This window comes from Enterobacter vonholyi (assembly GCF_040834095.1).
GTDB classification, from domain to species: domain Bacteria; phylum Pseudomonadota; class Gammaproteobacteria; order Enterobacterales; family Enterobacteriaceae; genus Enterobacter; species Enterobacter vonholyi.
In genome coordinates, this window is record NZ_CP162152.1 from 565,304 (window position 1) to 587,053 (window position 21,750).

A 21,750-nucleotide genomic window follows, 5' to 3' on the forward strand; every position below is an offset into this window, starting at 1 on the left:
TTACTCCTTTGCCGATTTAATCTGGCGGAGAATGACGCCCAGATTTTCGTTCTGCGCGACGCTAATCTCGCGTCCGGCAGAATGACCTGCGTTTTCGGTAATGAGTGCTTCCAGGCCAACCAGCCAGTCGATGATAAAGAAGGCACTGTAGTTCAGCTGTTGCGGCGTCAGGCGTGCCAGGCGTTCATCACCTTTCCAGACCACACTGTCGCACGTTGGTGGACGGGTAAAGATCGGCTGTTCGGGCTGGTTGAGACGGGCCGGGCGTTTCGATTCCGGCATATTTTGATAGCCCAGCCAGGTGATGAAATCGCTCATCACGTGAAGCACGCGTGAAACCTGACGCTCGACCATACGTTCACGACGAACGCCAGCCTGCTCGGTATTTTTCATTGCATTGACCAGCGCGTCCTCGACACGTGAACGCAATAACCCCGTGATCAATTCGTCTACCAGCGCTTCGGCAATCGGGCGCGGAAGACTGATGTAGTTGAGCATGGCGGCGGTTTCAGGCAGGCCGCGCAGATGGTTAATCCAGAGCTGAACGCTCTGGTGCGCGAAAGCGACCTCATGGCTGTGCGTCGTCACCGCAGTTGCGCTGCTTTCGAAAGCATCTTCCACACCGATATCAAAGAATCCTGCATCTTCTTCTGCTTCAGGCGCAGACAGGGTCGTTTGCTGCATGTAAAGTGCATGGAGATCGCGGCGTGCCGGAACCAACCGCGCCAGCAGTTCGCCGTGCATGCCGCTGCGTTTTTTCAGGGTGGCAAGGATCTCTTGCGCAATTCGGGATTTTCTGGACAGCTCTTCTTCGCCGTCCGGTTGGTACCAGTTCCCCAGTCCCCCTTCGACCAGTTCGTGGCGGATCTCGTCGAGCTGTTCTGCGATCCGCTCCAGTTTCAGTTCAGGGCGGGCGACGCGGGCCAGATAATCGGCCATTCGGCGCATACCACCGTCGTTGAGGGTGAGCATCGCATCCCAGGCTTCAGCAGGGTTCGCGATGTAGCGAGCGACAGCTTCATCTTCAAGGAAGGTTTTCCGCATCAGTGCAAGCTGCCCGCCATTGTCGTCGTTGAAAGCCGCTTCACTACCTGCGTTCATGCGGATAAAGGGCGTTTGCTGGCGCGGTTTGCGCACCAGGAACGTGTTATTGAACGCCTGACCCTGGCTCCATTCCTGCATCCATTTGTACTGGCCAAAACGCTCGGTCATCGCCATTTTGATCATCCCGCCAAGCCCCCAGGACTGGCGAAGAAGTGCTTCGTCATGGGAAAGGTTTTGGCTAATGCGCAGATCAAACATGGTTAATGCCCAGACAAGGCCTGGTAAGCGACGACCACGCGCGTCGGCATCGGCGCCCTGGGTGTAACGGATCCACTCGTCCAGCACGCCGCCCACTTCTTTGACATCAGACTGTTTTGTTGAGGCCGTACACACCACCAGGACATTCATCTCCTGGTTTTCGGTATAACGTTCAAAAAGATAGGCCACTTTTCCGCGCAAAATTAACTGCGCTAGCGGGTTGCTCTCTGCATTTTTAACCTCGCGGGTGACATCACCCATGGACTCCACCGCCAGACGGCCGCGATAACCCGGGAAATCAAGCAAGTCGACGGCTTCGAAGATTGTTTCGCGAGGCGGAGCCATTAACGGGATATGCAATTCAACGGTAAGCGCGGTGAGCTCTGCCAGCGATAGCGAAATAGACGCACCCGTTTGCCCATTTACCACAGGACAGACTTCAATAGTCTGATCTGACGGGGTATTCAGCCGCTCCAGCATATCGACGTTCATGATGCTATCCCGTTGGAGAAGCATGCCGTTTTCGTTACGAACCAGCGTGCTCAGTGGGGCACGCAGCTCCTGCACTCCACCGAGACGCTGTAGCGTGTTGGCAAAACGGATATAGGCATTGGTTAGTTCTGGTACTTCGCCCCATAAAACGGAGAAAAGCTGGCCGCGATCTTCAACAGAAAGCCATGGTGCGAGGCTTACTGCCTGTGGCCAGTAGGTCAGGGCAAAACGGCTTTGCGTTTTCTCAGAATGGCGGATGAGGTAATCCCAAAAAGAAACTACGTCATCTTCGGTCACGCCAGGGCTGCGGGAGGTCAGGCGTCGTTTCGACAGGGACGTTAACAGATCGCTGATACGTTTTTCATCGAACTGCCAGTCAAATTTTTCCTGGTTGAAGTCATGGATGAATGCGTTGGCGAGGATCTTCCCCATTTCCACTTCGTTGAAGAGCTGTAACGTTACAGGCCAGCGTTCGTCCGTGCTCTGATCACTGCGGCTAAACCGGGTAACAAGACCCGTCGCCTCTTTGCCGCCGCCAGGCGGGTTGATGTGGGTCAGAAAATCGAGCTGATTGCCGCCGAGGCGTGTTTCCAGCTTTCCGTTTTCACCCGCAGCCAGCGCGGAAATGAGATACGATTTGCCTGCCTGCGACAAGCCAAAGAAGCCGATTGTCATCGGTTTCGCTGCGGCCTGCGCCAGCCTGCGTGCTTTGTTACGGCTGCGGCGCAAGTTCATGGTCAGGCGATCGGCTTCAGTGTTCAGGCGCGGTGCGTCCTGACGAACGCTTGCGATCCAGTCAATAGCCCGGCCTGCACCTTGTTCGACGCCATTCCAGCCCTGGATAATGGTGTTGGGATGAATAGTGCTCATTAGCTTTTAATACTCCCGCTATCCAGCCAGTAATGGGTTTCACTCAGCCCGTTACCGACCATTGTGTTCAACTGGAATGCAACATCTCTACGGCCATAACCGCGCTGTGCGTTTTCCATTTCCATCGAGCCAATCTGGAAGCGCTCCGGACTGACCGGTTCTTCGCTACTACGTCCACGTCCGTGTTCTGCGGTTAAACCGATGCTTATTACAGCATCACCCGACAGCTCGCTTGCCAGGTTCGCACTGGTAATTTTTAGGGTATAAAGTGCGGTCGATGGCCAGCGTTCGTTATCAAGCTGGCGGAAACCGATACGCACTTCCCCCCGTGCTTCAAAGCCTTTCCCTTCGGGTAACTGGAAATCAGCGGAGTCCAAATCAACATCGCGATAGGCGACATTGCTGTCTTTAATCACATTGTTTCCATCAAGCATCCCGACATAGCGGATGGTTGAATAAGGCTTAAAGTTCGCAGTGCGGAAGAAGAAGTTGTTGAGTCTGGATTTCTCCGCTAACAGGCAGAGCATCGCCCCCACAACGGCTGTCGATTTCGGATCGTCAATGCATCCTTTCTTGTTAAACGGATACCAGCCACCGGTTTCATAACCGTGGAGTGGCAGTACGCGAGAAGGGGGAACAGGTTGAAGCTGGCGAATGAGCGCTTGAATTCCCGGCAGGCGAGATGGACGACCGGTTAAAAGTAATACATCGCAGTTGTAGTGCCAAAGCACTTCGCACAACGCGCGCAGGCTGTGGCAAATGTTCATTCGCCCGCTGCGAGGGTCGATAAATTCATTGTGCAGACGCGCAAGATCCAATTCCAGCGGTACATCCAGAATGGAGAACGGTACTTCGCTCGCAAGCTGTCCGGAACGGGCAACGTCGTTTACATAATCCTGTACTTTCTCGGTTGGAAGATTATCGGCAAGTAGCTCACGGAAGGTGTAATTCAGTATCTCCCGCCCATTTTCCGGGGAGTACTCTTCATAGCGATGCAAAATAGATAACGCCAGAGGCGCGAAGATCTGCAATGTAAGCTGCTGACGTAATACCTGTTTTCCGGCTTCGATAGATTCACTACCGAAGAGTTGTGACATCATTGATTCGGCTGCAAGATCGCTGTGGCCGACTTTGGTCATGGCCGCTTTTACTGCTGGCTGGAGGAAAAGCCGTATAACATCCAGCAGTATGTCGTCGCCTGCTACCTTAAACCCTTCACGGAAAAGCTGTTTCGGGGTAATTCGGACGTTAATGCCCTGGCCTTCATCCAGCGTGTAGCGAGAAATGACGAGGTCGGTCGTTCCTCCGCCAATGTCAATCGACGCGATTTTTAATGATCGTGTATCGCTGGTGTCTTTTTGAGTATCGGGACGGCGAGTAGCTGCAAAAAATTCGTCCGTGCGACCGCCAAAGTAGTTCTGCGTTTCGTTATAGAGATATACCAACTGCCCACAGGTGGCTTCGTCCCACTTCACGTGTACGCCTGGATGGGCGTACTTCAAGCACTGCGGGTCATCGCCTTCATAATCCATCTCTTCCCAGCCGAGCGCTTTCCAGACCATGCGGATAGCGTCATGCATGCTCTCCTCAAAGATAGCGCGCTCAGGCTTTGGCATCGCCGGAGGGACAGTCATAATGACATTTCGTAAACGACGCGGTGTGCTGGCGTGGTTCATCTTCAGCCGCTGTGAAGGGCTGTTGATTTGCATGAGAGCCTGGCTTAATACCTCTGACAACATCATCGTCATCAGCGAGCTACGACTGTATACCGGCGTGAAGACGGGCATACGGTCTTCTTCATTTTTCAGGCGAATGAGCAATTTCCCCTGATCGTTGACCATATACAGCAGCGGTGCTGCAGTGGCTAACGGCTCTCTGTCACTTTTCACGAAGGCCTGGCTAAAGCGCCATCCCGGTGAATAGGGTTGATCGTCCCAGAGGTAGCGTTTAGGGCTGGAGATCCCTGTTGAGCCCTCGGTACCCAGGCGTTGAGCCGCCATTCTGAAGGCTTCTCCGCCGACGCGTCCAATGGTTGGCCATGTGAAGGCATCGCTGCGCCCGCTTTTTAGCGAGAAATCCTGCTTGCCGAATTCGGCCTGGGCAAACTCGAGACGGCTGTCAAAAGGCTCGTTATAAACAAATTGCGGTTGGCTCAAATCGCGGAGCTGAAGCTGATAAAGTTGAGAAAGCCCTTTATTGTCGTCACGATGTTCTTCGATCAGGATGCCGCAGCTACGTGAGTTACCAATGTCCAGCACGAGGTCTACAGGAATCGCTGAGTCCCGGATTTTTACGTCATTGACCTGTACTTCAGGAACGACAATCGTCGTCGCCAGGACATGCAGCAGGTTAAGATAATGCGCCTGATGTTCCTTCTGCAGCAGTTTTTCATCAATGTCATCAATATGTTGGCGTAATACTTCGCGAGCCTGAGTACTGAAAATTTCCCGTAGCCATTCATCCACCCATGGCAGTGAGAGAAACTCCCTCATCTCGTGAGGATGGCGTGCCAGAGCAAATCCCGCACCTGAACGGATATCATCCTCGCCCGGTGCGAGATACTGCGTATTCTCGCGATCCGGGAAAATTTTGGTATCAAAAATCAGAGTAGCGCGCCAGGTATTACCCTTTTCATCCGGCTCAGGCAGCTCATGGAACTGGACGCGTGACCAGTTATAGGGCCCATGAGCAAAGGCTCGTGGCGGGTTGAAGCGGAAAAATGGCAGCGGTAACCAGAGGCCGCGATAGAGGCGTAGCGACTCTTCGGTCGTCAATGTGTAGTCGGAGTCTGCGTAGCGAGGAGGTTCGCTGTCAGGCAGAGGGAGCTGCAGCTTATCTTCCCTCTCATTATAGATAAGCCGCATAATAGCCTCGTCACCCTGTTGACGAAGAAATTCCCCATATTCTTTACGCGTTGGCAGGGTAAAGGCGAAATCAAGGAACTGGATCCCGCTGTCGCGAATAAGTTTGACCTGTTTTTTAAAATCAGTGAGTTCAGCGAGCATTTACTGACTTGCCTCCTGCTTCATCGAAATAGGGAAAAGTGTTTTGGCGTCGTAACGGCCTTTGCAATTCGCAATGTTTTGCGCGCCGGGAGCACACAGAATTTCTGGCATTTGGTAGCGTGAGCCATCGGAGCACTGTGCTTCTCCCTGATTGTTAATGGCGAGATGACCTGACTGAATGGCCGCATTGACCGCGCCACGACAGGTCACACCGTCGCCACGGATCATCTGTACTTCGCCCTTACCGTCATTGATTTGGTAACTCAGACTAAGGGGCTTTCCTGTGCGTTGATCCTGAATACCAGCCCCTGCGTGCCAGTTCCCGTCCAGAAAACGGGTATTTCCTTGTGCCAGTGAAGATGCAGGCAGGGTCAACGGGACTTTAGCACCAGCTGAGGTATTGGCTGATGGCGCTTCGAGAGCAGGTGCTGTTCCGCCGGGATGAGGGCTATTCGTGGCTGACGCAGGATCCACAGCAGATGCCGTTGCTGCTGCGCTTTGTGACGGCGTTTGTAATGCTGATTGCTCTTGTGACGTTGTGAGTGAAGTGCCCGTGGCGCTTAAAATCTCACTGCCCGTTGTCGAATGCAGGTTCGCCTTAGACGTTGTTGTGCTGATGATGGCCCTTGACGACGGCGCAAGAGATTCGGCTGTTGGAAGGTGGGGCGCGGGCAAAGCGGGTACAGAAGATGAAATACCAGGGATCGTTATGCCTGGCATGCAACCCCGTAAGAACAGTAGCGCTAAAAGGAGTAACAGAAGTAGCGGCAGTAGCCAACGCAACCATGCGGGTAAGAGCAACCACCAGCGTCTTTTGGCGGGCCTTTGATGCGTAAAGGTGCGTTCTGGTATCACCGGTTCAATACTTGCTGATTGCGGAGGCAAGGCTGTAGATATTGGACGCAAACAGTCTAGCGGCTCGATGCGGGCCTGGTTAGTGGCGTTCACAAATCCCCAAAAACTGATGACCGGCTTTCCACCTACCAGCCACACGTGCTGCTGATCGGGGAATTGCATCGCTTTTTCAAGTAATTTCCCAAAGAGCCGGCGTTCCGGCTGCTGGCTTTGGGCAAATTCATTACTTATCTGGCGAAACGCTGCATGGGTGGTTTCGAGTTGCGCGAGCGCGGCCTGGCGCTCAGCTTCCGTTGCGGCCGTCCATGGAATAACGTCACCGGCCAGCGGGGCATACCAGTCGATTCGATCGCCATGCTCGCTGATTTGCGGGATGGCTAAAGTGTCAGCAACCGCCGTTTGTTTTCTAAGTCGTAGGGTTTCACGCAGCTGTAATGCGGAAATATATACTGCCTGTCCATTCTCACCCATCGACTGATATTTATCGAGCTTGTCACTGCATAGAAAAATTTCTTTCACGCTGCATGCCTTTGCTGTTAAACGAACAAGTGAAAGCTGGTTCCACTGTGGAAAAGGACGCCGCAAATACGCCTTGTAATCTGCGTCATTTGTTTATAGCAACAAAATATTGAGTATTATCGGCAAGTGGCCGAAAACGTTTAGACCTAAACTAAACTTATTATTGGGACGTGCGCATATCCGATTACCGCAAAAAAAGTTTCGCTGTGAAACTATATTTCTGGCAATGTATTCATTTTCTCTAATGTGTTAGTCACAACCCTGCGGTATATATTCCTTCACGGCGTTGTTCATCATCTTATTAAATTCCTGCGTATTATTGACAGCAAATACCTTTCCACCTGTATTGCTGGCAATACAGTTTCCGGCGCCGGTATTCATGATATCGACAACATTGACCTGTAATCGGGGCTTACGTTTTTTTAGCTCAAGCGCGACATCGCAAGGCGAGCCTCCGCATGTCTCTTCCCCATCCGTCACCAGTAGAATTATGGCATCACGGTCAACGCCATTAACTCGTTTCCCCGCCTCTTCTAACGCCTCTGCCAGAGCGGTTTTACCCACCGGCTGGATTTTATCAATTAACTTTTTTAGCTCAGCGCGTTGTTCCGGCAGGAAAGCCGGAGTTGCGCTCACCTGGTGGCAGTTAGCTGCGGCAATAAGACTAATGTCCATGTCATTTGGCACGTCATCGATAATGTGTTTAGCGGATTGATGCGCGAGCGTAATGCGGCGAGGTTCACGATCGATACCGGGTACAGGTTTATCCTGCATCCACCGCATTATCTCTTCTGGTGTGGCATCCATGCTCATGGCCATAGAGCCAGAAGCATCAAAAATAATAACCATTTCAGGTGCCTGCTGTTTTGTCCGCTGTGCCGGGCAGAGCATTTTGACCTGATGCTCAGGGGCTGGCTGGACGGGAGAAACGGCAGGAGTGACTACTTTGACAGTCGGCCAGCAGCCGCGCAGGAGAACAAGAGCCAGAAGCAGAGCCAGCGCTAAAAGCCCCAGCCATAACCACCCACGCTTTTTAGGCAGCTGTTCTGCCGGCAACTTAGTTGCCGGCATGATGTCCCAGCCTGTAATCACAGGCTGACCGTCAACGATCCATATTCTTTCTGGTGAGGGCTGTCTGGCTATTTTTGCCAGTAACTGCAGTGTTTCGGGAGAAGTCTGCGCGCTAGTCGAGAGTGTTTGATGAAGTTGAGTGAGTGCCGCCAGCTTTTGTGAGAGGAGTATGGCGATTTTGTCTCGCTCAACGACGTTTAAAGCGTTAAAGCGTTGGGGCTTACCATTTATTTCGCTATACCATTCAACCGCACCATCTTCAGCCTGCTGAGGGCGGGCAAAAAGATTTAGATAAGTTTTAGAAAGGTGTCGGTCAATAAGATTATTTACGACAGAAAACGTTGAAATATATTCTTGTAAGCAATGTTCGCTCTCAACGGTCCTTGTGATTCTAATCATTGCCTTTAATGAGCCAGGTATGCAAAAGAAAATAGCTTAGAGCTAAATATAAAAAATGACAATCTCTAATACTAATCTTGTTCTTAAAATTAAAAAACTACCAGTTTTAAGAGGTAAGATGTTTTGAGTAAAAGTAAACATCGGACAGGGGAAAAGGTTCAGGAAAAATTATCATTTAAGTTTTACTTTAATACCACTTCACCTAATGACCAGGTTTATCATTGCCAACACGCGCGTGGCAGGCAAATCATCTGCGCTTGACCCACGACAAAGCAGCCCTCCACGCTCTCCACCATAATCGCGCCTGTTTCCCTTCTCACTGGTGCTACCCATGGCGTATCAACTGAACCTGAACTGGCCGGAATTTCTTGAGAAATACTGGCAAAAACAACCCGTTGTGCTGAAAAATGCCTTCCCGAATTTTGTCGACCCGATTACACCGGACGAGCTGGCGGGTCTGGCGATGGAGCCGGAGGTCGATAGCCGTCTGGTAAGCCATTTCAACGGTAAATGGCAGGCCAGCAACGGTCCGTTTGAGCACTTCGACGATCTGGGCGAAACCGGCTGGTCGCTGCTGGCGCAGGCGGTGAACCACTGGCATATGCCCGCCGCGGAGCTGGTGCGTCCGTTCCGCGTTCTGCCGGACTGGCGTCTGGACGACCTGATGATCTCCTTCTCCGTGCCCGGCGGCGGCGTGGGTCCGCATATCGATCAGTACGACGTGTTTATCATTCAGGGGATGGGCAGCCGCCGCTGGCGCGTGGGCGACAAGCTGCCGATGCGTCAGTTCTGCCCGCATCCGGCACTGCTGCATGTGGATCCGTTCGAGCCGATTATTGACGAAGATCTGGCCCCGGGCGATATCCTCTACATCCCGCCAGGATTCCCGCACGACGGCTTTACCCATGAAACGGCGCTCAACTACTCCATCGGCTTCCGCGGGCCGAACGGCCGCGATCTGATCAGCAGCTTCGCCGACTACGCGCTGGAGAACGATCTGGGCGGCGAGCACTACAGCGATCCGGATCTGACCTGCCGCGAACACCCGGGCCGCGTGGAGCAGTACGAGCTCGATCGCATTCGTCAGATGATGATCGACATGATCGGCAAGCCTGATGATTTCACAAAATGGTTCGGCAGCTTTGTCTCCACGCCGCGTCACGAGCTGGATATCGCCGCCGCCGAGCCGCCTTACGCGCCGGAAGAGGTGCTGGACGCGCTGCAGGGCGGCGAAACGCTGTCTCGCCTGAGCGGCCTGCGCGTGCTGAACGTCAACGGCAGCTTCTTTATCAACAGCGAACAGCTGGAGACGGTAGACGCGAAGGCGGCGGATGCGCTGTGCCGCTACACGGAACTCGGCCAGGCCGAGCTGGGCGATGCGCTGAAAAACCCGGCATTTGTTGAAGAGCTCACCGGGCTGATTAACCAGGGATACTGGTACTTCGACGAGTAGTGCAGCACGGTTTTCTCCCTCTCCCTGTGGGAGAGGAGCGGGGTGAGGGCATCAGGCCGCACTAGCCCTCCTCCATCGCAATCACAATCGCTTCACCCAGCTTCTTCAGCGCCTCGCGATGTTTCTCCGTCGGCGGCAGCGCCACGTTGATCCGCAGGCAGTTGCGGTACTTCCCTGATGCGGAAAACAGCGACCCGGCCGCGGCCTGGATCTTCAGCCGGCACAGCTGCTTGCTGACGCACACCATGTCGACCTTCTCCGGCAGCTCAATCCACAGCAGGAAGCTACCCTGCGGGCGCGTGACGCAAATCTCTGCCGGAAAATACTGCCGTACCCAGCAGGTGTAGGTTTCCATATTCTGCTGATAAATCTGGCGCATGCGGCGCACGTGGCGATGGTAATGACCGTCGCGAATAAACGCCGCCACCGCCATCTGCGTGCCCGGCACGTTAAACCCGCCGGCGGCGTATTTCATGTGCATCACCCGGTCGTAGTAGCGTCCCGGTACAATCCAGCCGACGCGCAGGCCCGGCGCCACGGTTTTGGTAAACGAGCTGCAGAGGATCACGCGGCCGTCGATATCCATCGAATGAATGGTGCGCGGGCGCGGGTACTCCGCTGCCAGCTCGCCGTAAATGTCATCCTCAACAATCACGATATCGTGCCGCTGGGCGAGGGCCAGCACCTGCTTTTTCCGCGCCTCCGGCATGATAAACCCGAGCGGGTTATTGCAGTTGGGCACCAGAATCACCGCCTTGATTGGCCACTGCTCCAGCGCCAGCTCTAACGCTTCGATGCTGATCCCGGTTTCAGAGTCGGTAGGAATTTCAATCGCCTTGATGTCAAACCCGCGCAGCATCTGCATGGTGCCGTGAAACGACGGCGATTCCACCGCCACGATATCTCCAGGTTTGCATACCGAGAGCAGGGCGATTGATAGCGCACCGTGGCAGCCGTTGGTAATCACAATGTCGCTTGCCGAGACGGTAGAGCCGCCGTCCAGCATCAGGCGCGCGATCTGCTCGCGCAGCTCCAGGCGCCCGTCGAGCACGTCATAGCTCAGCATCTCACCGGGGTTATGCTGCGCGATGCGGCTCATCTCGCGCCACAGGGGCTTCAGGCTCGGCTGGTTAATGTCCGGCGAACCGCCGCCAAAGGAGATCATCTCTTTGTCGGCGCGGGCGTCCAGCAGCATCATCACCTCATCCCACTGGGTAACGTCCACCGGGCGCTGCACCGGGCGCGTCATTGCCGGTACGGGCGGCTGGGCCTTGCGCGGCGAGACAAAATAGCCGGAGCGCGGCTGAGGGGTTATCAACTGGAGGTTTTCGAGGATCTGGTAGGCCTGCTGTATGGTGCTGATGCTCACGCCGTGCTCCTGGCTCAGCGCACGCACCGACGGCAGACGTTCGCCGCTGCGATACAGACCTTGTTGAATGCGTTCTGCCAGAAGGTTGGCGAGATGTTGATAGCGCGTCATGCTGTATCCTTTGTTTTCACCATACAGATTATAAAACCAGTACAGATTGCTGCGAAAATTGGCATGCAGATACTGTTTTAGCGGATCTGTATGTTAAACAAAAGCTGTTTTTGCATCTGTATTGCACGGGTGGATTTCCGGGATGATAACCCCACTGGCACAGTGAGGAGAGCATCATGGAATTTTACGAGAATCGTTCAAAACGTCCGTTCGTCGTGTTTGTCTGGATCGGAAAAACGATCTGCAACTGGTATCGCATCAACCGTACCCGCCGCATCCTGAGCCAGATGAGCGACGAGCAGCTGAAGGACGTTGGTTTATCCCGCAATGATATTTAAACCCCTGGCCGGGTAAGGCGCAGCCGCACCCGGCGATGTTCAGCGCAACAGCTCAAACGTCTGCCGCTTCGGCCTTTCCAGTAAATCCAGCGCCTCCTGATACGACCGCACGTTGTTATAGCCCATCACCAGTCCGTAGCGTTTGCCCGACCCGCGATACCACTCCGAGAGCGCATTGACCTGCAGCTGCTGTTCCTGCCAGCAGCGCGCCACTTCCCGGTCACGGCTTCCTTTGGTCAGGAACGCCACGATATGCATCCCGCCGTCGTTTTGCTCGGTGAAAAACAGATCGCCATACACCTCCTGCAGGGCGGCAATCATCCAGTCGCGGCGGGTCTGATACAGCGCGCGCATCTTTTTCAGGTGACGGAAAAAGTGCCCTTCGTTGAGAAACGCGGTGAGGATCTTTTGCGTCAGCACCGGCTGGCCGCTGGTGGTGATGTCCGCGCAGTCGGTAAAGGCCCCGACGGTGCTGGCGGGCATCACCACGTAGCCCATGCGCAGCGACGGCATGATGGTTTTACTGAAGGTGCCCATAAAAATCACCCGGTCGTGCTGGTCGAGGCTTTTCAGCGACGGCAGCACCTTGCGGGTGTAGTGGAATTCTCCGTCGTAATCGTCTTCGATGATCCACGCCTCGTTCTGGCTGGCCCAGTCGAGCAGCTGCTGCTTGCGCGGCAGGGAGAGCGTCACCGCCAGCGGGCTCTGATGCGACGGGGTGACGATGACAAAACGTGCGTCGCGATGGTGGTGGAGCAGGTAGTCCGTATCGATGCCGCAGCGATCGACCGGCACGGTGTGCAGGCGCGGCACGATCCGCTTGAGCAGCTGCTGGCCCATAAAATAGCCCGGATCTTCAAACAATACCTTGTCGCTGCGGCTGGCTAGGGTGTCGAGGATCAGCCGCAGGCTACCGCTGTAGCCGCTGGTGATCAGCACCTGTTCGGCGCTGCAGGACAGCCCGCGCGAAATGTTGAGATAGCTGGCGATGGCCTGGCGCAGCGGATACCAGCCCAGAACGGGCGGGTTGAGCATCTCCTCCTGACGCATGGCCCGCGTCGCCTGGCCCGCCAGCAGCAGCCATTTTTTATATGGAAAGCTGTCGAGGGCCGGGATGCCGGGGCGCAGAAACCCCGCCCGCTCGCGCTGGCTGATGAGCGATGCCGGAAGCGTGCCGGTGGGCTGTTCCGCGGGGGCTGTCTTGTCCGGCAACAGTAAGTCCGGGTTAACCCGCGTACCGCGCGCCCCCTGGCTCACCAGATACCCTTCGCCCGTCAGAATGGCATACGCCGTTTCGACGGTTTTACGCGCCACCTTCAGCTCTTCGGCCAGCACGCGGATGGCAGGCACCTTATCGCCCGGCTTCAGCACGCCGCGCATGATGTTATCGCGGTAGCGGGAATAAATCTCGTGATAGCCCGGCTTCATGTCCTACCTCATTTCACGCTTTTTGTATCTTTTTACTATGTCATGAACGGCGTAGATTTGCCTCATCGCACGGCACATGCCGCACAAAAAGAGGAAAGACAATGAGCACTCGCGTTAACCACCATAAAGTTACACCTGTCCTCGCCAACGCGCTGTCTGCCCTGAGCATGGAGGTGGCAAAAACCTCCATCGACCCGGCGCTGAAACACCTGATTGACATTCGCGTGTCGCAGCTGAACGGCTGTACGTTCTGTCTGGATATGCACTCAAAAGAGGCCAAAATCGCCGGCGAGCGCGAGCTGCGCCTGTACCATCTGGCGGCCTGGCGCGAGTCCCCGCTGTTCAGCGCCCGCGAGAAAGCGGCGCTGGCGTTCACCGAAGCGCTGACCCAGATTAGCGTTCACGGCGTAAGCGATGCGCTGTACCGCAGCGTGGCGGAGCACTTCTCGGATGTCGAGATTTCAGAGCTGAACTTCGCCATCGTGGCGATCAACGCCTGGAACCGTCTGGGGATCACCTCCCGCATGGCGCCCGGCGCGCTGGACGCGGCGTACGGGCTGAACAAGGCTAACCTGGAATAATTCCGCGCTCGCGGATCATCGCCACCAGCGCCCGCAGTCCCGGCGGGACGTGGCGATGGCCGGGGTAGTACAGGCGCAGCCCGGCAAACGGCTGCGCCCAGTCGTTTAAGACGCTCACCAGTTCCCCGCTTTTCAGCTCGTCCCGAATATAGAGTTCCGGCAAAAATCCCACCCCTAATCCTGCTTTCACGGCGCGGATCGAGGCAAAAAGATCGGACGTCGCAAAGCGCGGCGGCACGGCAAGGGCGTACGTTTCCCCCCGACGCGCCAGCTCCCAGCGGTAGATCCCGCCGTGGGCCATGCGCATGCCGATCCCCTGGTGTGAAAGCAGATCGTCCGGCGTTTCGGGTATGCCGTGACGGGCGAAATAGTCCGGCGTGGCGGTGACGAGCTGGCGGATCTCACCGGTCAGCGGCACGGCGATCATGTCCTGCGGGACGGACTCTTCGAGGCGGATCCCCGCATCATAGCCTTCCGCGACGATGTCGATCATTCGCGCTTCGCTGACGGTCTCTACGCGCATCTTCGGGTAGCGGATCATGAAGTCGATCAGCAACTGGTCCAGAAACAGCGTGCCGATATGGTTCGGCACGTTCAGCCGTAGCGTACCGGCGGGTTCCCCGGTGTCGCTGTGGATCTCCTCGCTGGCGAGACGGATCTCCTGCAGGGCAGGGCCGATACGCGCCACGTACCGTTGCCCGGCGTCGGTGAGGGCCACGCTGCGGGTGGTGCGGTTGAAAAGTCGCGTCTCAAGGCGGCTTTCCAGCCCGGCGATGGCGTTGCTGACCGCCGTGGCGGACATCCCCAGCTCCTGTGCCGCGCCGCGAAAACTGCCGCGCCGCACCACCGCCATCACTACTTCCAGCTCTGTCAGACCTGAACGATGCATAGATTATCCTGAAAATCGAAACAACCCTTGCAGCATAGCGTGGATTATCGCAACGGAGAAGCCGTGACAGACTGGGCTCACACAGCCTGAGGAGGTTTATATGCACACCATCGAACAGATCTTTATTAACGGCGAGTTTGTTACCCCGCACGGTACCGAGTGGTTTGATTTGTACAATCCGGCGACGGCGCAGGTCATCGGCCAGGTTCGTCTGGCGGATGAGGTTGACGCAACGCGCGCCATTGCGGCGGCAAAAGCGGCGTTTCCGGCGTGGTCGCAGACCACAAAACAGGAACGCATCACCGCGCTGAAGCGCATGCACGCCGCCGTGGCCGCTCGCCACGACGATCTGCTGGAAGCGGTCATTGAAGAGTACGGCGCGCCCGCCTCGCGCTCGGCGTGGATGGCCAGCTATCCGGCGGAGGTGATTGCTCAGGCCATCGAGGCGCTGGAGGCGTTTGAGTTTGTCACCCCCGCAGGTGCAGCGACGGTGCAGATGACGCCGCTTGGGGTGGCCGGGTTGATTACGCCCTGGAACAGCGACGCGGGCTTTATCTGCGGCAAGCTGGCAGCCGCGATGGCTGCGGGCTGCACGGCGGTGATCAAGCCGAGCGAAATGAGCGCCTTGCAAACGCAGATTGTCACCGAAGCGCTGCGCGATGCTGAATTACCGCCAGGGGTATTTAATATCGTCACCGGACGCGGCGAGACGGTAGGCGAAACGATTAGCCGTCATCCGAACGTGGCAAAAATCTCGTTCACCGGCTCCACGAATACCGGTAAGGCGATCCTGCGTAACGCGGCGGAAAGCTTTAAGCGCGTGACGCTGGAGTTGGGCGGTAAATCGCCGACGATCCTGCTGGATGATGTGGATCTCGCGCAGGCGATCCCGCTGGCGATCCAGGCCGGGTTTATGAACAGCGGGCAGGCGTGCGTGGCCGGAACGCGCATTCTGGTGCCGCAGGCGCGCAAGGCAGAGATCGAAACCGCGCTGGCGCAGGCCGTGGCGGCGGTGAAATCCGGCGGCCCGCGCGATAGCGCAACGGACGTCGGCCCCATGGTCAGCGAAAAGCAGTGGCTGCGGGTGCAGGGCTATATCCGGAAAGGTATCGAAGAGGGGGCACGCCTGCTGGCGGGCGGTGAAGGGCGACCGGAAGGCACGCGGGACGGCTGGTTCGTGCGTCCGACGCTGTTTGCCGACGTGAACAACCGGATGACGATTGCCCGTGACGAGATTTTCGGCCCGGTGCTGTGCGTGATCCCCTATCGTGACGAGGCGGAGGCGATCGCCATTGCCAACGACACCGACTACGGCCTGAGCGCGATGGTGCTGGGTAGTGATGTAAACCGCGCGCGACGCGTGGCGCAGCAGATTGTTTCCGGTCGCGTGCTGGTGAACACCCTGGCTCATGAACCGAAAGCACCATTCGGTGGCTTCAAGCACTCCGGTTTGGGGCGCGAGATGGGCGAGTGGGGAATTCGGGCGTTTATGGAGCCGAGGTCGATTGTGGGCTAAAACTTCGCTCTTTACCGAAGCATTGTGCTTTTCCATCCCGCATGCTCTCCCCAACATCGCAACGGAGAGAAAACCATGATCGCAGTCATTTTCGAAGCTAAAGCCGCGCCTGCCCATCAGGCGCGCTATCTTCAGCTTGCCGCAGAGCTTAAGCCGCTGCTGGCGGACATCGACGGCTTTATTGATATCGAACGGTTCCAGAGCCTGACCACCGACGGCAAAATCCTGTCCCTTTCCTGGTGGCGGGATGAAGAGGCCGTCCGCCGCTGGAAGCAGAACGTCTTTCATCAGGCGGCGCAGGCCGAAGGGCGTGAGTCAATTTTTGCGTACTACCGCATCCGGGTGGCGCAGTTGGTGCGGGAATACAGTTCCGAAACCGGAGGGCATGCCGATGTATGACGTTCATGTCATTTTTCGCGATACCCCGGGTGAACTGGCGCGGTTTGGACAGCTGCTGGGCCGCAACGGCGTGGGGCTGGAGGGCGGTGGCGTATTTGGTACACATGCCCATTTCCTGGTGGAAGACGGGGAAAAAGCGCGACGCGCGCTGCTCGACGCCGGGTTTACCGTACAGGCGGTGCGACAGCCGGTGGTCAGAAAGCTTAAGCAGGAACGCCCCGGTGAGCTGGGTGAAATCGCGGCGGCGCTGGCGGCACGCGGCGTGTCTATCCTGACTCAGTACAGCGACCATGCGAATCACCTTATTCTGCTGACGGATGATGATAAGCTGGCCGCAGAGATCACCGAACCCTGGGCGGCCCATGCTTAAGACGAGTTTACCCCCCGATAACAGCGCGATGCTGGAAAAGGCGATTGCCGCGGTGGCGGCTGCCATGGCCGATCCGTCGCGCGTGAAGATGCTCTGTGCGCTAATGGACGGGCGGGCGTGGACGGCCACCGAACTGAGTGCGGCGGCAGACGTCGCCCCGTCGACCGCCAGCGGGCATCTCGCCCGGCTGGTTGAAGGTCAGCTAATTACCTGCCTGTCGCAAGGGCGGCATCGCTATTATCGTCTTGCCGGGCACGACGTGGCGGCGCTGGTGGAGCAAATGATGGGGCTTTCCTGGAGCCGTATTACCCCGCCGGAAACCACCGCGCCGAAAGCCATGCGTGAAGCCCGGACCTGCTACGACCATCTTGCCGGTACGGTGGCGGTGCAGATCTATGATTTCATGCAGGCGGAAAGCTGGCTGGAGGCAGACGGTTCAGCGCTCACGCTGTATGGCCGGGAGCAGTTCCTGGCGCTTGGCGTTTCGTTAAGCGATCACCCGCGCCGGAAGGCCTGCTGCGCCTGCCTGGACTGGAGCGAGCGGCGGTTTCATCTCGGCGGTGAGGCGGGGGCTGCGTTGCTCATCCACATGGAAAGCAAAGGCTGGATACAGCGGGTGGCGGGGTATCGGGAGGTGGTGGTGACGGCGTCGGGGAAGGCCGCTGTAAAGAGGTTTTTTAGCCGCTAAAAACGCCCGGTGGCGCTGCGCTTACCGGGCCTACGCGTACATCGCCTCCAGTAACACCTTTCGCAATTCCTGCGCTTTTGCCTCTCGTTTCTTGATACTTACCCTGATAACTATTATCTTGACCGCGTGTGACGAGAGGTTTCCCCATGAGAGAAGAAGAACTGTTCTGTCGAAGGCCGATGGGCATGCGGATGGCGATGATCGTGCGCCAGTGGCGTGCCGTCATCGACGACGCCATTCTCGATACCGGTTTAACCCAGTCGAGCTGGACGGTGATGATGCAGCTTCATCAGCTCGGGGATAACGTCTCAATGAGTGAGCTGGCGGAGGTGCAGGGCATTGAACTGCCGCCGCTGATGCGCACCCTGACACAGCTGGAAAAGCAGGGTTACCTGCTGCGCACCACATCGCCTTATGACAAGCGCATCCGGCTTCTGACGCTGACGCCTGAGGGAAAAGCCCTGTTACAAAGGCTCACTCAGGTGATTGAGACGTATCAGGCGCGCGTATCGCAAAACATCGCGCCGGAACATCTCGATATTTTCAGCGCCACGTTGAATCAAATCGCCTGCAATTTGCGGACAATCCGCGAAGAAGATAACAAGATCGAAAAATAATGACCCCTGAACAAAAGTTTGCCCGCTGGGTAAGGGTGAGTATTGCCTCTTTCCTGCTGATGTTTGTCTACTTTATCGTCGCGGATATCTGGATCCCGCTGACGCCGGACTCCACCGTGATGCGCGTTGTGACGCCGGTGTCTCCGCGCGTCTCCGGCTACGTGGCGGCGGTACATGTCCATAACAACAGCCAGGTGAAGAAAGGCGATCTGCTGTTTGAACTCGACGACACGCCGTTTCGCAATAAGGTGGAAGCGGCGCAAATCGCGCTCGAGCAGGCTCGCCTGTCTAACGAACAGCTGGATGCGCAGATCGCCGCCGCGCAGGCCAGCCTGAAAACCGCCGTGCTGACCGCGCGTAACGACAAAGTGACCTTTGACCGCTACCAGAAGCTGAGCACGCTGCAGAACGTCTCGCAGGCGGATCTGGATAAGGTTCGCACCACCTGGCAGAGCAGCGAGCAGTCCGTCAGCACGATTCAGGCCAACATCCGCAACCTGCGCATCCAGCGTGGTGAGCGCGAAGAACACCGCAACGTGACGCTGCAAAAATACCGCAACGCGCTGGATGACGCTGAGCTGAACCTCGGCTGGACGAAGGTCTACGCCCAGGCGGACGGCACGGTCAGTAACCTGCAGCTGAGCCCCGGCTTCTACGCTTCCTCCGGTTCCGCCGCGCTGGCACTGGTGAACAACCAGACCGATATCGTGGCCGATTTCCGTGAGAAGAGCCTGCGCCATACCCATCAGGGCACCGATGCGGCCGTGGTGTTTGACGCCTTCCCGGGGCGCGTTTTCCGCGCCCACGTCACCAGCAGCGACGCGGGGATCCTGGCGGGTCAGGAGGCCGTTAACGGTCAACTGTCCGAACCGGAAACCTCCAACCGCTGGGTGCGCGACGCCCAGCGCATGCGCATTCACGTCGCGCTGGACGAAGAATTGCCGAAGTATCTGCCGACCGGCGCCCGCGCGACCGTACAGCTCTACAACAGCGAAGGGCCGTTTGCGCGCTTCTTCTCCGGGATGCAAATCCACCTGGTGAGCCTGCTTCACTATGTCTATTAGCACCCTTGCGCGGGTCTTTACCCCGCACGGCAACATCGTCTACACGGCAAACGACTTTCGCCAGACCCTGCGCATCGTCTTTGCCGGGATGATTGCGCTGAGCATCTCCAGCTTTTACAACACCAGCTACGGCGTGTTTTTTGTGGTCTATCCGATCATGCTGCTGTCGCTGGTGCCGGTCTTTAATCGCCACGTGGCGAAGCAGTTTATCTTCAGCGCCGCGCTTAACTGCGTCGAAATGATCTTCATTATCGGCTATCTGTCGCAATGGCCGGTAATCATGACGCTGGTGGTTTTTGCCCTGTACGTGATGCGCTTTCGCTTTATGAGCAAGGGGCCGCTGTTCCTGTTTGGCTCAATGGGCGTGGTGTGCCAGAGCGTGATGCTCAACTTTATGAGCTACCCCACTACCAACTGGCACACGCTGCTGTTTTCCAACATCGAGGCGAGCGTCATGGCGGTGTGCCTGAGCGCGCTGATGAACTATCTCCTGCCGGACGTGGAGCCCCGCAAGCCGCCGCCGCTGATTGAGAAAGACGACGCCCGGGTGCGCCACGAGTCGCTGCTCTCCGGCACCGTCGCGACGCTGATTTTCGTCGTGTTCCAGATTAGCGACTTAAGCGATTCGCTTTCGGCGCTGATGGCGGGGATTTTGATTCTGTTCCCAATGCACTACCGAGGTTCGGTGATGAGCTCGATCTGGCGCGTGGTCGGCGTGGTGCTGGGCTGTCTCTACATTCTGGTGGTGCAGCTAATACTCTACGATCACAGCAGCCATATGCTGCTGATGATGCCGCTGATTGGCCTCGGGCTGGCGTTTGGCGCACGACTCCACGTGATGGAAAAGGTGGGGGCGGGCGTGGGCTTTTCCAGCATCACCACCATCGGCATTATGTTCGGGCAGAACATGCACCCTGACACTGACCTGGTGTTCAGCGATCTGTACCGCATCACCTCTGTCACCTTTTCGCTGGTGGCGACGCTGACGATGGTCTTTCTGATGCACCTGATCCTCAACCGCTTCGAGGCGACCCGCTACGTCATCGCGCCGCCAAAAGCAGATTAATGCCCCAGCACGGCAGGCAGCTGCGAGAGTAAAAACAGGATCAGGCCAATCGTCCCGCCCACCAGGGTTCCGTTGACGCGGATAAACTGCAGATCCTTGCCAATGTTCAGCTCAATCTGGCGTGACATGTCTTTGGCGTCCCAGCTTTTCACCGTGTCGCTGATGTGGCGGGTCAGAAACGCCGCGAAGTCCGGCGCGAGGCGGTGTGCGGCCTGCTCCAGATGCTCGTTCAGCGATGCCCGCAGGCTGGCGTCGTTAGACAGCGTTTCGCCAAACCACAGCCCGGCGTTGGCGATGCGCTGCTTCACGCGCGAATCTTCACTCTGCATATCTGCCTTCAGCCACTGGCGCAGATCGGCCCACATCTCGCCCAGATAGCGGTTAAACGCCTCATCGTTTTTCAGGTAGTGCTTGATGTTGTCGGCTTTTGCCGCCATCTCCGGATCGTTTTTCAGATTGTCGATAAGCTTCAGCGTGGCGCGGTCGAATGCCTGACGGATCTGGTGCGTGCGGTCGTGGCTGATATCGTCCAGCAGCGTATTCACCGCGTTCGACACCATCTCCGCGCTCTGATCGCCCAGCCACTCGGTGGGCAGCACCATCGCCTTGCGTGGATGCTCGGTCTTCAGCCAGTGGACAATCTGATCGGCAATAAAGTCCCGCGTGCTTTCCCGCTGAATCAGGGTAATCAGGCGATTGATGATGGCGTCGAGCAGCACCTGATGGCGGTTGTTTTTGGTCATGCTCTCCAGCATCACGGCGCTGGTTTCAGTGAAATCGACCTTATCAATGGCCTTATGCACAGCGCGTTTGAGCAGGCGCTGAATGCGCCCGTCGTCGGTCAGTTCGAGAAAACCGCTCATCACCTGCATCAAGTGCAGCCCGACGCGCTGAGCGTTGTCGGGCTTGCTGAACCAGGCGCCGATCATCTGCGCAGGTTCATAGCGACGGATCAACGCCACCAGCGACTGGGTATCCAGAAACTTCTCCTGAACAAACTGGCCGAGATTGTCGCCGATCCGGTCTTTATTGCGCGGGATAATCGCCGTATGGCGCGAGATAAACGGAATGGGCACCCGGCGGAACAGCGCAACCACCGCAAACCAGTCAGCCAGCGCGCCGACCATTGCCGCCTCGGCAATGGCCTTGACGCCGCGCACCCAGAAGGTCTGCGGTAGGAACAGGGTGGTGATAAAGGCCGCGGCGGCAACCAGCAGCAGCGACAGCGCCAGCAGCTTGGCGCGTTTGAGTTCAGCTATTTTTTCCATGGGTTAAGGATAGAGGGTTGTGGGAGAGAAGTGCAAAGTACCCTGACAGACAGTTTTTGTATGCCGGTTAAGGCAACGCC

The 21,750-nt window shown here is 56.9% G+C and carries 18 protein-coding genes; 10 read left to right on the forward strand and 8 right to left on the reverse strand.

Features of this window, described 5'->3' with window-relative positions:
• The 4 genes from AB3N39_RS02685 to AB3N39_RS02700 form a co-directional block, all read right to left on the reverse strand.
• Positions 1–2,664: a putative virulence factor gene (locus tag AB3N39_RS02685; RefSeq protein WP_133293706.1), complete on the reverse strand. Its 2,664-nt coding sequence runs from the start codon at positions 2,662–2,664 to the stop codon at positions 1–3.
• The gene (locus tag AB3N39_RS02690) at positions 2,664–5,669 is read right to left on the reverse strand and encodes a virulence factor SrfB (RefSeq protein ID WP_248175318.1); all 3,006 of its coding nucleotides are present in this window, start codon (positions 5,667–5,669) and stop codon (positions 2,664–2,666) included. The genes AB3N39_RS02685 and AB3N39_RS02690 overlap by 1 nt, the downstream gene beginning before the upstream one ends.
• Positions 5,670–7,043 carry an SrfA family protein gene (locus AB3N39_RS02695; protein WP_133293708.1) on the reverse strand — a complete coding sequence of 458 codons (1,374 nt, stop codon included), beginning with the start codon at positions 7,041–7,043 and terminating at the stop codon, positions 5,670–5,672.
• A gap of 249 nt (positions 7,044–7,292) precedes the next feature.
• A complete protein-coding gene (locus tag AB3N39_RS02700; protein ID WP_127729467.1) occupies positions 7,293–8,513 on the reverse strand; it encodes a VWA domain-containing protein in 1,221 nt (406 codons plus the stop codon).
• 331 nt (positions 8,514–8,844) lie between these two features.
• Here AB3N39_RS02700 and AB3N39_RS02705 point away from each other — a divergent pair, with 331 nt between their 5' ends.
• Complete coding sequence (locus tag AB3N39_RS02705; protein ID WP_133293709.1) at positions 8,845–9,966, forward strand: cupin domain-containing protein; 1,122 nt, start codon at positions 8,845–8,847, stop codon at positions 9,964–9,966.
• A gap of 61 nt (positions 9,967–10,027) precedes the next feature.
• On the opposite strand, the gene AB3N39_RS02710 is transcribed toward AB3N39_RS02705, so the two are convergent.
• Positions 10,028–11,446, reverse strand: a complete 1,419-nt coding sequence (locus tag AB3N39_RS02710; protein WP_111964141.1) for a PLP-dependent aminotransferase family protein — start codon at positions 11,444–11,446, stop codon at positions 10,028–10,030.
• A gap of 176 nt (positions 11,447–11,622) precedes the next feature.
• Between AB3N39_RS02710 and AB3N39_RS02715 the strand changes: the two genes are divergently transcribed.
• A complete protein-coding gene (locus AB3N39_RS02715; protein WP_045357378.1) occupies positions 11,623–11,784 on the forward strand; it encodes a DUF1127 domain-containing protein in 162 nt (53 codons plus the stop codon).
• Positions 11,785–11,823: 39 nt separating this feature from the next.
• Here AB3N39_RS02715 and AB3N39_RS02720 read toward each other — a convergent pair whose 3' ends face one another.
• Positions 11,824–13,212 carry a PLP-dependent aminotransferase family protein gene (locus AB3N39_RS02720; RefSeq protein WP_367897051.1) on the reverse strand — a complete coding sequence of 463 codons (1,389 nt, stop codon included), beginning with the start codon at positions 13,210–13,212 and terminating at the stop codon, positions 11,824–11,826.
• Between the two features lie 101 nt (positions 13,213–13,313).
• Between AB3N39_RS02720 and AB3N39_RS02725 the strand changes: the two genes are divergently transcribed.
• Entirely contained in the window at positions 13,314–13,793 is a 480-nt protein-coding gene (locus AB3N39_RS02725) for a carboxymuconolactone decarboxylase family protein (protein ID WP_133293712.1), read from the forward strand.
• Here AB3N39_RS02725 and AB3N39_RS02730 read toward each other — a convergent pair.
• On the reverse strand, positions 13,780–14,682 hold the full coding sequence (locus AB3N39_RS02730) for a LysR family transcriptional regulator (RefSeq protein ID WP_127729475.1): 903 nt from the start codon (positions 14,680–14,682) through the stop codon (positions 13,780–13,782). The genes AB3N39_RS02725 and AB3N39_RS02730 overlap by 14 nt on opposite strands.
• Positions 14,683–14,782: 100 nt before the next feature.
• Here AB3N39_RS02730 and AB3N39_RS02735 point away from each other — a divergent pair, with 100 nt between their 5' ends.
• The 7 genes from AB3N39_RS02735 to AB3N39_RS02765 all read left to right on the forward strand — a co-directional run bounded on the left by AB3N39_RS02735 (position 14,783) and on the right by AB3N39_RS02765 (position 20,402).
• Complete coding sequence (locus AB3N39_RS02735; protein WP_133293714.1) at positions 14,783–16,198, forward strand: aldehyde dehydrogenase family protein; 1,416 nt, start codon at positions 14,783–14,785, stop codon at positions 16,196–16,198.
• Between the two features lie 75 nt (positions 16,199–16,273).
• On the forward strand, positions 16,274–16,597 hold the full coding sequence (locus AB3N39_RS02740) for an antibiotic biosynthesis monooxygenase (protein WP_033144543.1): 324 nt from the start codon (positions 16,274–16,276) through the stop codon (positions 16,595–16,597).
• Entirely contained in the window at positions 16,590–16,967 is a 378-nt protein-coding gene (locus AB3N39_RS02745) for an amino acid-binding protein (protein ID WP_367897052.1), read from the forward strand. Before AB3N39_RS02740 ends, AB3N39_RS02745 begins: the two co-directional genes overlap by 8 nt.
• On the forward strand, positions 16,960–17,655 hold the full coding sequence (locus AB3N39_RS02750; protein ID WP_133293716.1) for a helix-turn-helix transcriptional regulator: 696 nt from the start codon (positions 16,960–16,962) through the stop codon (positions 17,653–17,655). The genes AB3N39_RS02745 and AB3N39_RS02750 overlap by 8 nt, the downstream gene beginning before the upstream one ends.
• A gap of 146 nt (positions 17,656–17,801) precedes the next feature.
• A complete protein-coding gene (locus AB3N39_RS02755) occupies positions 17,802–18,272 on the forward strand; it encodes a MarR family winged helix-turn-helix transcriptional regulator (protein WP_136195663.1) in 471 nt (156 codons plus the stop codon).
• Positions 18,269–19,336: an HlyD family secretion protein gene (locus tag AB3N39_RS02760; RefSeq protein WP_133293718.1), complete on the forward strand. Its 1,068-nt coding sequence runs from the start codon at positions 18,269–18,271 to the stop codon at positions 19,334–19,336. Before AB3N39_RS02755 ends, AB3N39_RS02760 begins: the two co-directional genes overlap by 4 nt.
• Positions 19,326–20,402, forward strand: coding sequence for a DUF2955 domain-containing protein (locus tag AB3N39_RS02765; RefSeq protein ID WP_133293719.1), 1,077 nt, complete (start codon positions 19,326–19,328; stop codon positions 20,400–20,402). Before AB3N39_RS02760 ends, AB3N39_RS02765 begins: the two co-directional genes overlap by 11 nt.
• Here AB3N39_RS02765 and AB3N39_RS02770 read toward each other — a convergent pair.
• The gene (locus tag AB3N39_RS02770; RefSeq protein ID WP_032660921.1) at positions 20,399–21,670 is read right to left on the reverse strand and encodes a DUF445 domain-containing protein; all 1,272 of its coding nucleotides are present in this window, start codon (positions 21,668–21,670) and stop codon (positions 20,399–20,401) included. The two genes, AB3N39_RS02765 and AB3N39_RS02770, sit on opposite strands and share 4 nt — an antisense overlap.
• Positions 21,671–21,750: the final 80 nt, after the last annotated feature.

What these genes read in the sequence shown, in the direction of transcription:
- AB3N39_RS02770 (WP_032660921.1), bottom strand. Translation starts at nt 21,670, where the DNA reads ATGGAAAAAATAGCTGAACTCAAACGCGCCAAGCTGCTGGCGCTGTCG.
- AB3N39_RS02730 (WP_127729475.1), bottom strand. Translation starts at nt 14,682, where the DNA reads ATGCATCGTTCAGGTCTGACAGAGCTGGAAGTAGTGATGGCGGTGGTG.
- AB3N39_RS02690 (WP_248175318.1), bottom strand. Translation starts at nt 5,669, where the DNA reads ATGCTCGCTGAACTCACTGATTTTAAAAAACAGGTCAAACTTATTCGC.
- AB3N39_RS02745 (WP_367897052.1), top strand. Translation starts at nt 16,590, where the DNA reads ATGTATGACGTTCATGTCATTTTTCGCGATACCCCGGGTGAACTGGCG.
- AB3N39_RS02740 (WP_033144543.1), top strand. Translation starts at nt 16,274, where the DNA reads ATGATCGCAGTCATTTTCGAAGCTAAAGCCGCGCCTGCCCATCAGGCG.
- AB3N39_RS02685 (WP_133293706.1), bottom strand. Translation starts at nt 2,664, where the DNA reads ATGAGCACTATTCATCCCAACACCATTATCCAGGGCTGGAATGGCGTC.
- AB3N39_RS02715 (WP_045357378.1), top strand. Translation starts at nt 11,623, where the DNA reads ATGGAATTTTACGAGAATCGTTCAAAACGTCCGTTCGTCGTGTTTGTC.
- AB3N39_RS02720 (WP_367897051.1), bottom strand. Translation starts at nt 13,212, where the DNA reads ATGAAGCCGGGCTATCACGAGATTTATTCCCGCTACCGCGATAACATC.
- AB3N39_RS02750 (WP_133293716.1), top strand. Translation starts at nt 16,960, where the DNA reads ATGCTTAAGACGAGTTTACCCCCCGATAACAGCGCGATGCTGGAAAAG.
- AB3N39_RS02710 (WP_111964141.1), bottom strand. Translation starts at nt 11,446, where the DNA reads ATGACGCGCTATCAACATCTCGCCAACCTTCTGGCAGAACGCATTCAA.
- AB3N39_RS02705 (WP_133293709.1), top strand. Translation starts at nt 8,845, where the DNA reads ATGGCGTATCAACTGAACCTGAACTGGCCGGAATTTCTTGAGAAATAC.
- AB3N39_RS02755 (WP_136195663.1), top strand. Translation starts at nt 17,802, where the DNA reads ATGAGAGAAGAAGAACTGTTCTGTCGAAGGCCGATGGGCATGCGGATG.
- AB3N39_RS02735 (WP_133293714.1), top strand. Translation starts at nt 14,783, where the DNA reads ATGCACACCATCGAACAGATCTTTATTAACGGCGAGTTTGTTACCCCG.
- AB3N39_RS02765 (WP_133293719.1), top strand. Translation starts at nt 19,326, where the DNA reads ATGTCTATTAGCACCCTTGCGCGGGTCTTTACCCCGCACGGCAACATC.
- AB3N39_RS02700 (WP_127729467.1), bottom strand. Translation starts at nt 8,513, where the DNA reads ATGATTAGAATCACAAGGACCGTTGAGAGCGAACATTGCTTACAAGAA.
- AB3N39_RS02725 (WP_133293712.1), top strand. Translation starts at nt 13,314, where the DNA reads ATGAGCACTCGCGTTAACCACCATAAAGTTACACCTGTCCTCGCCAAC.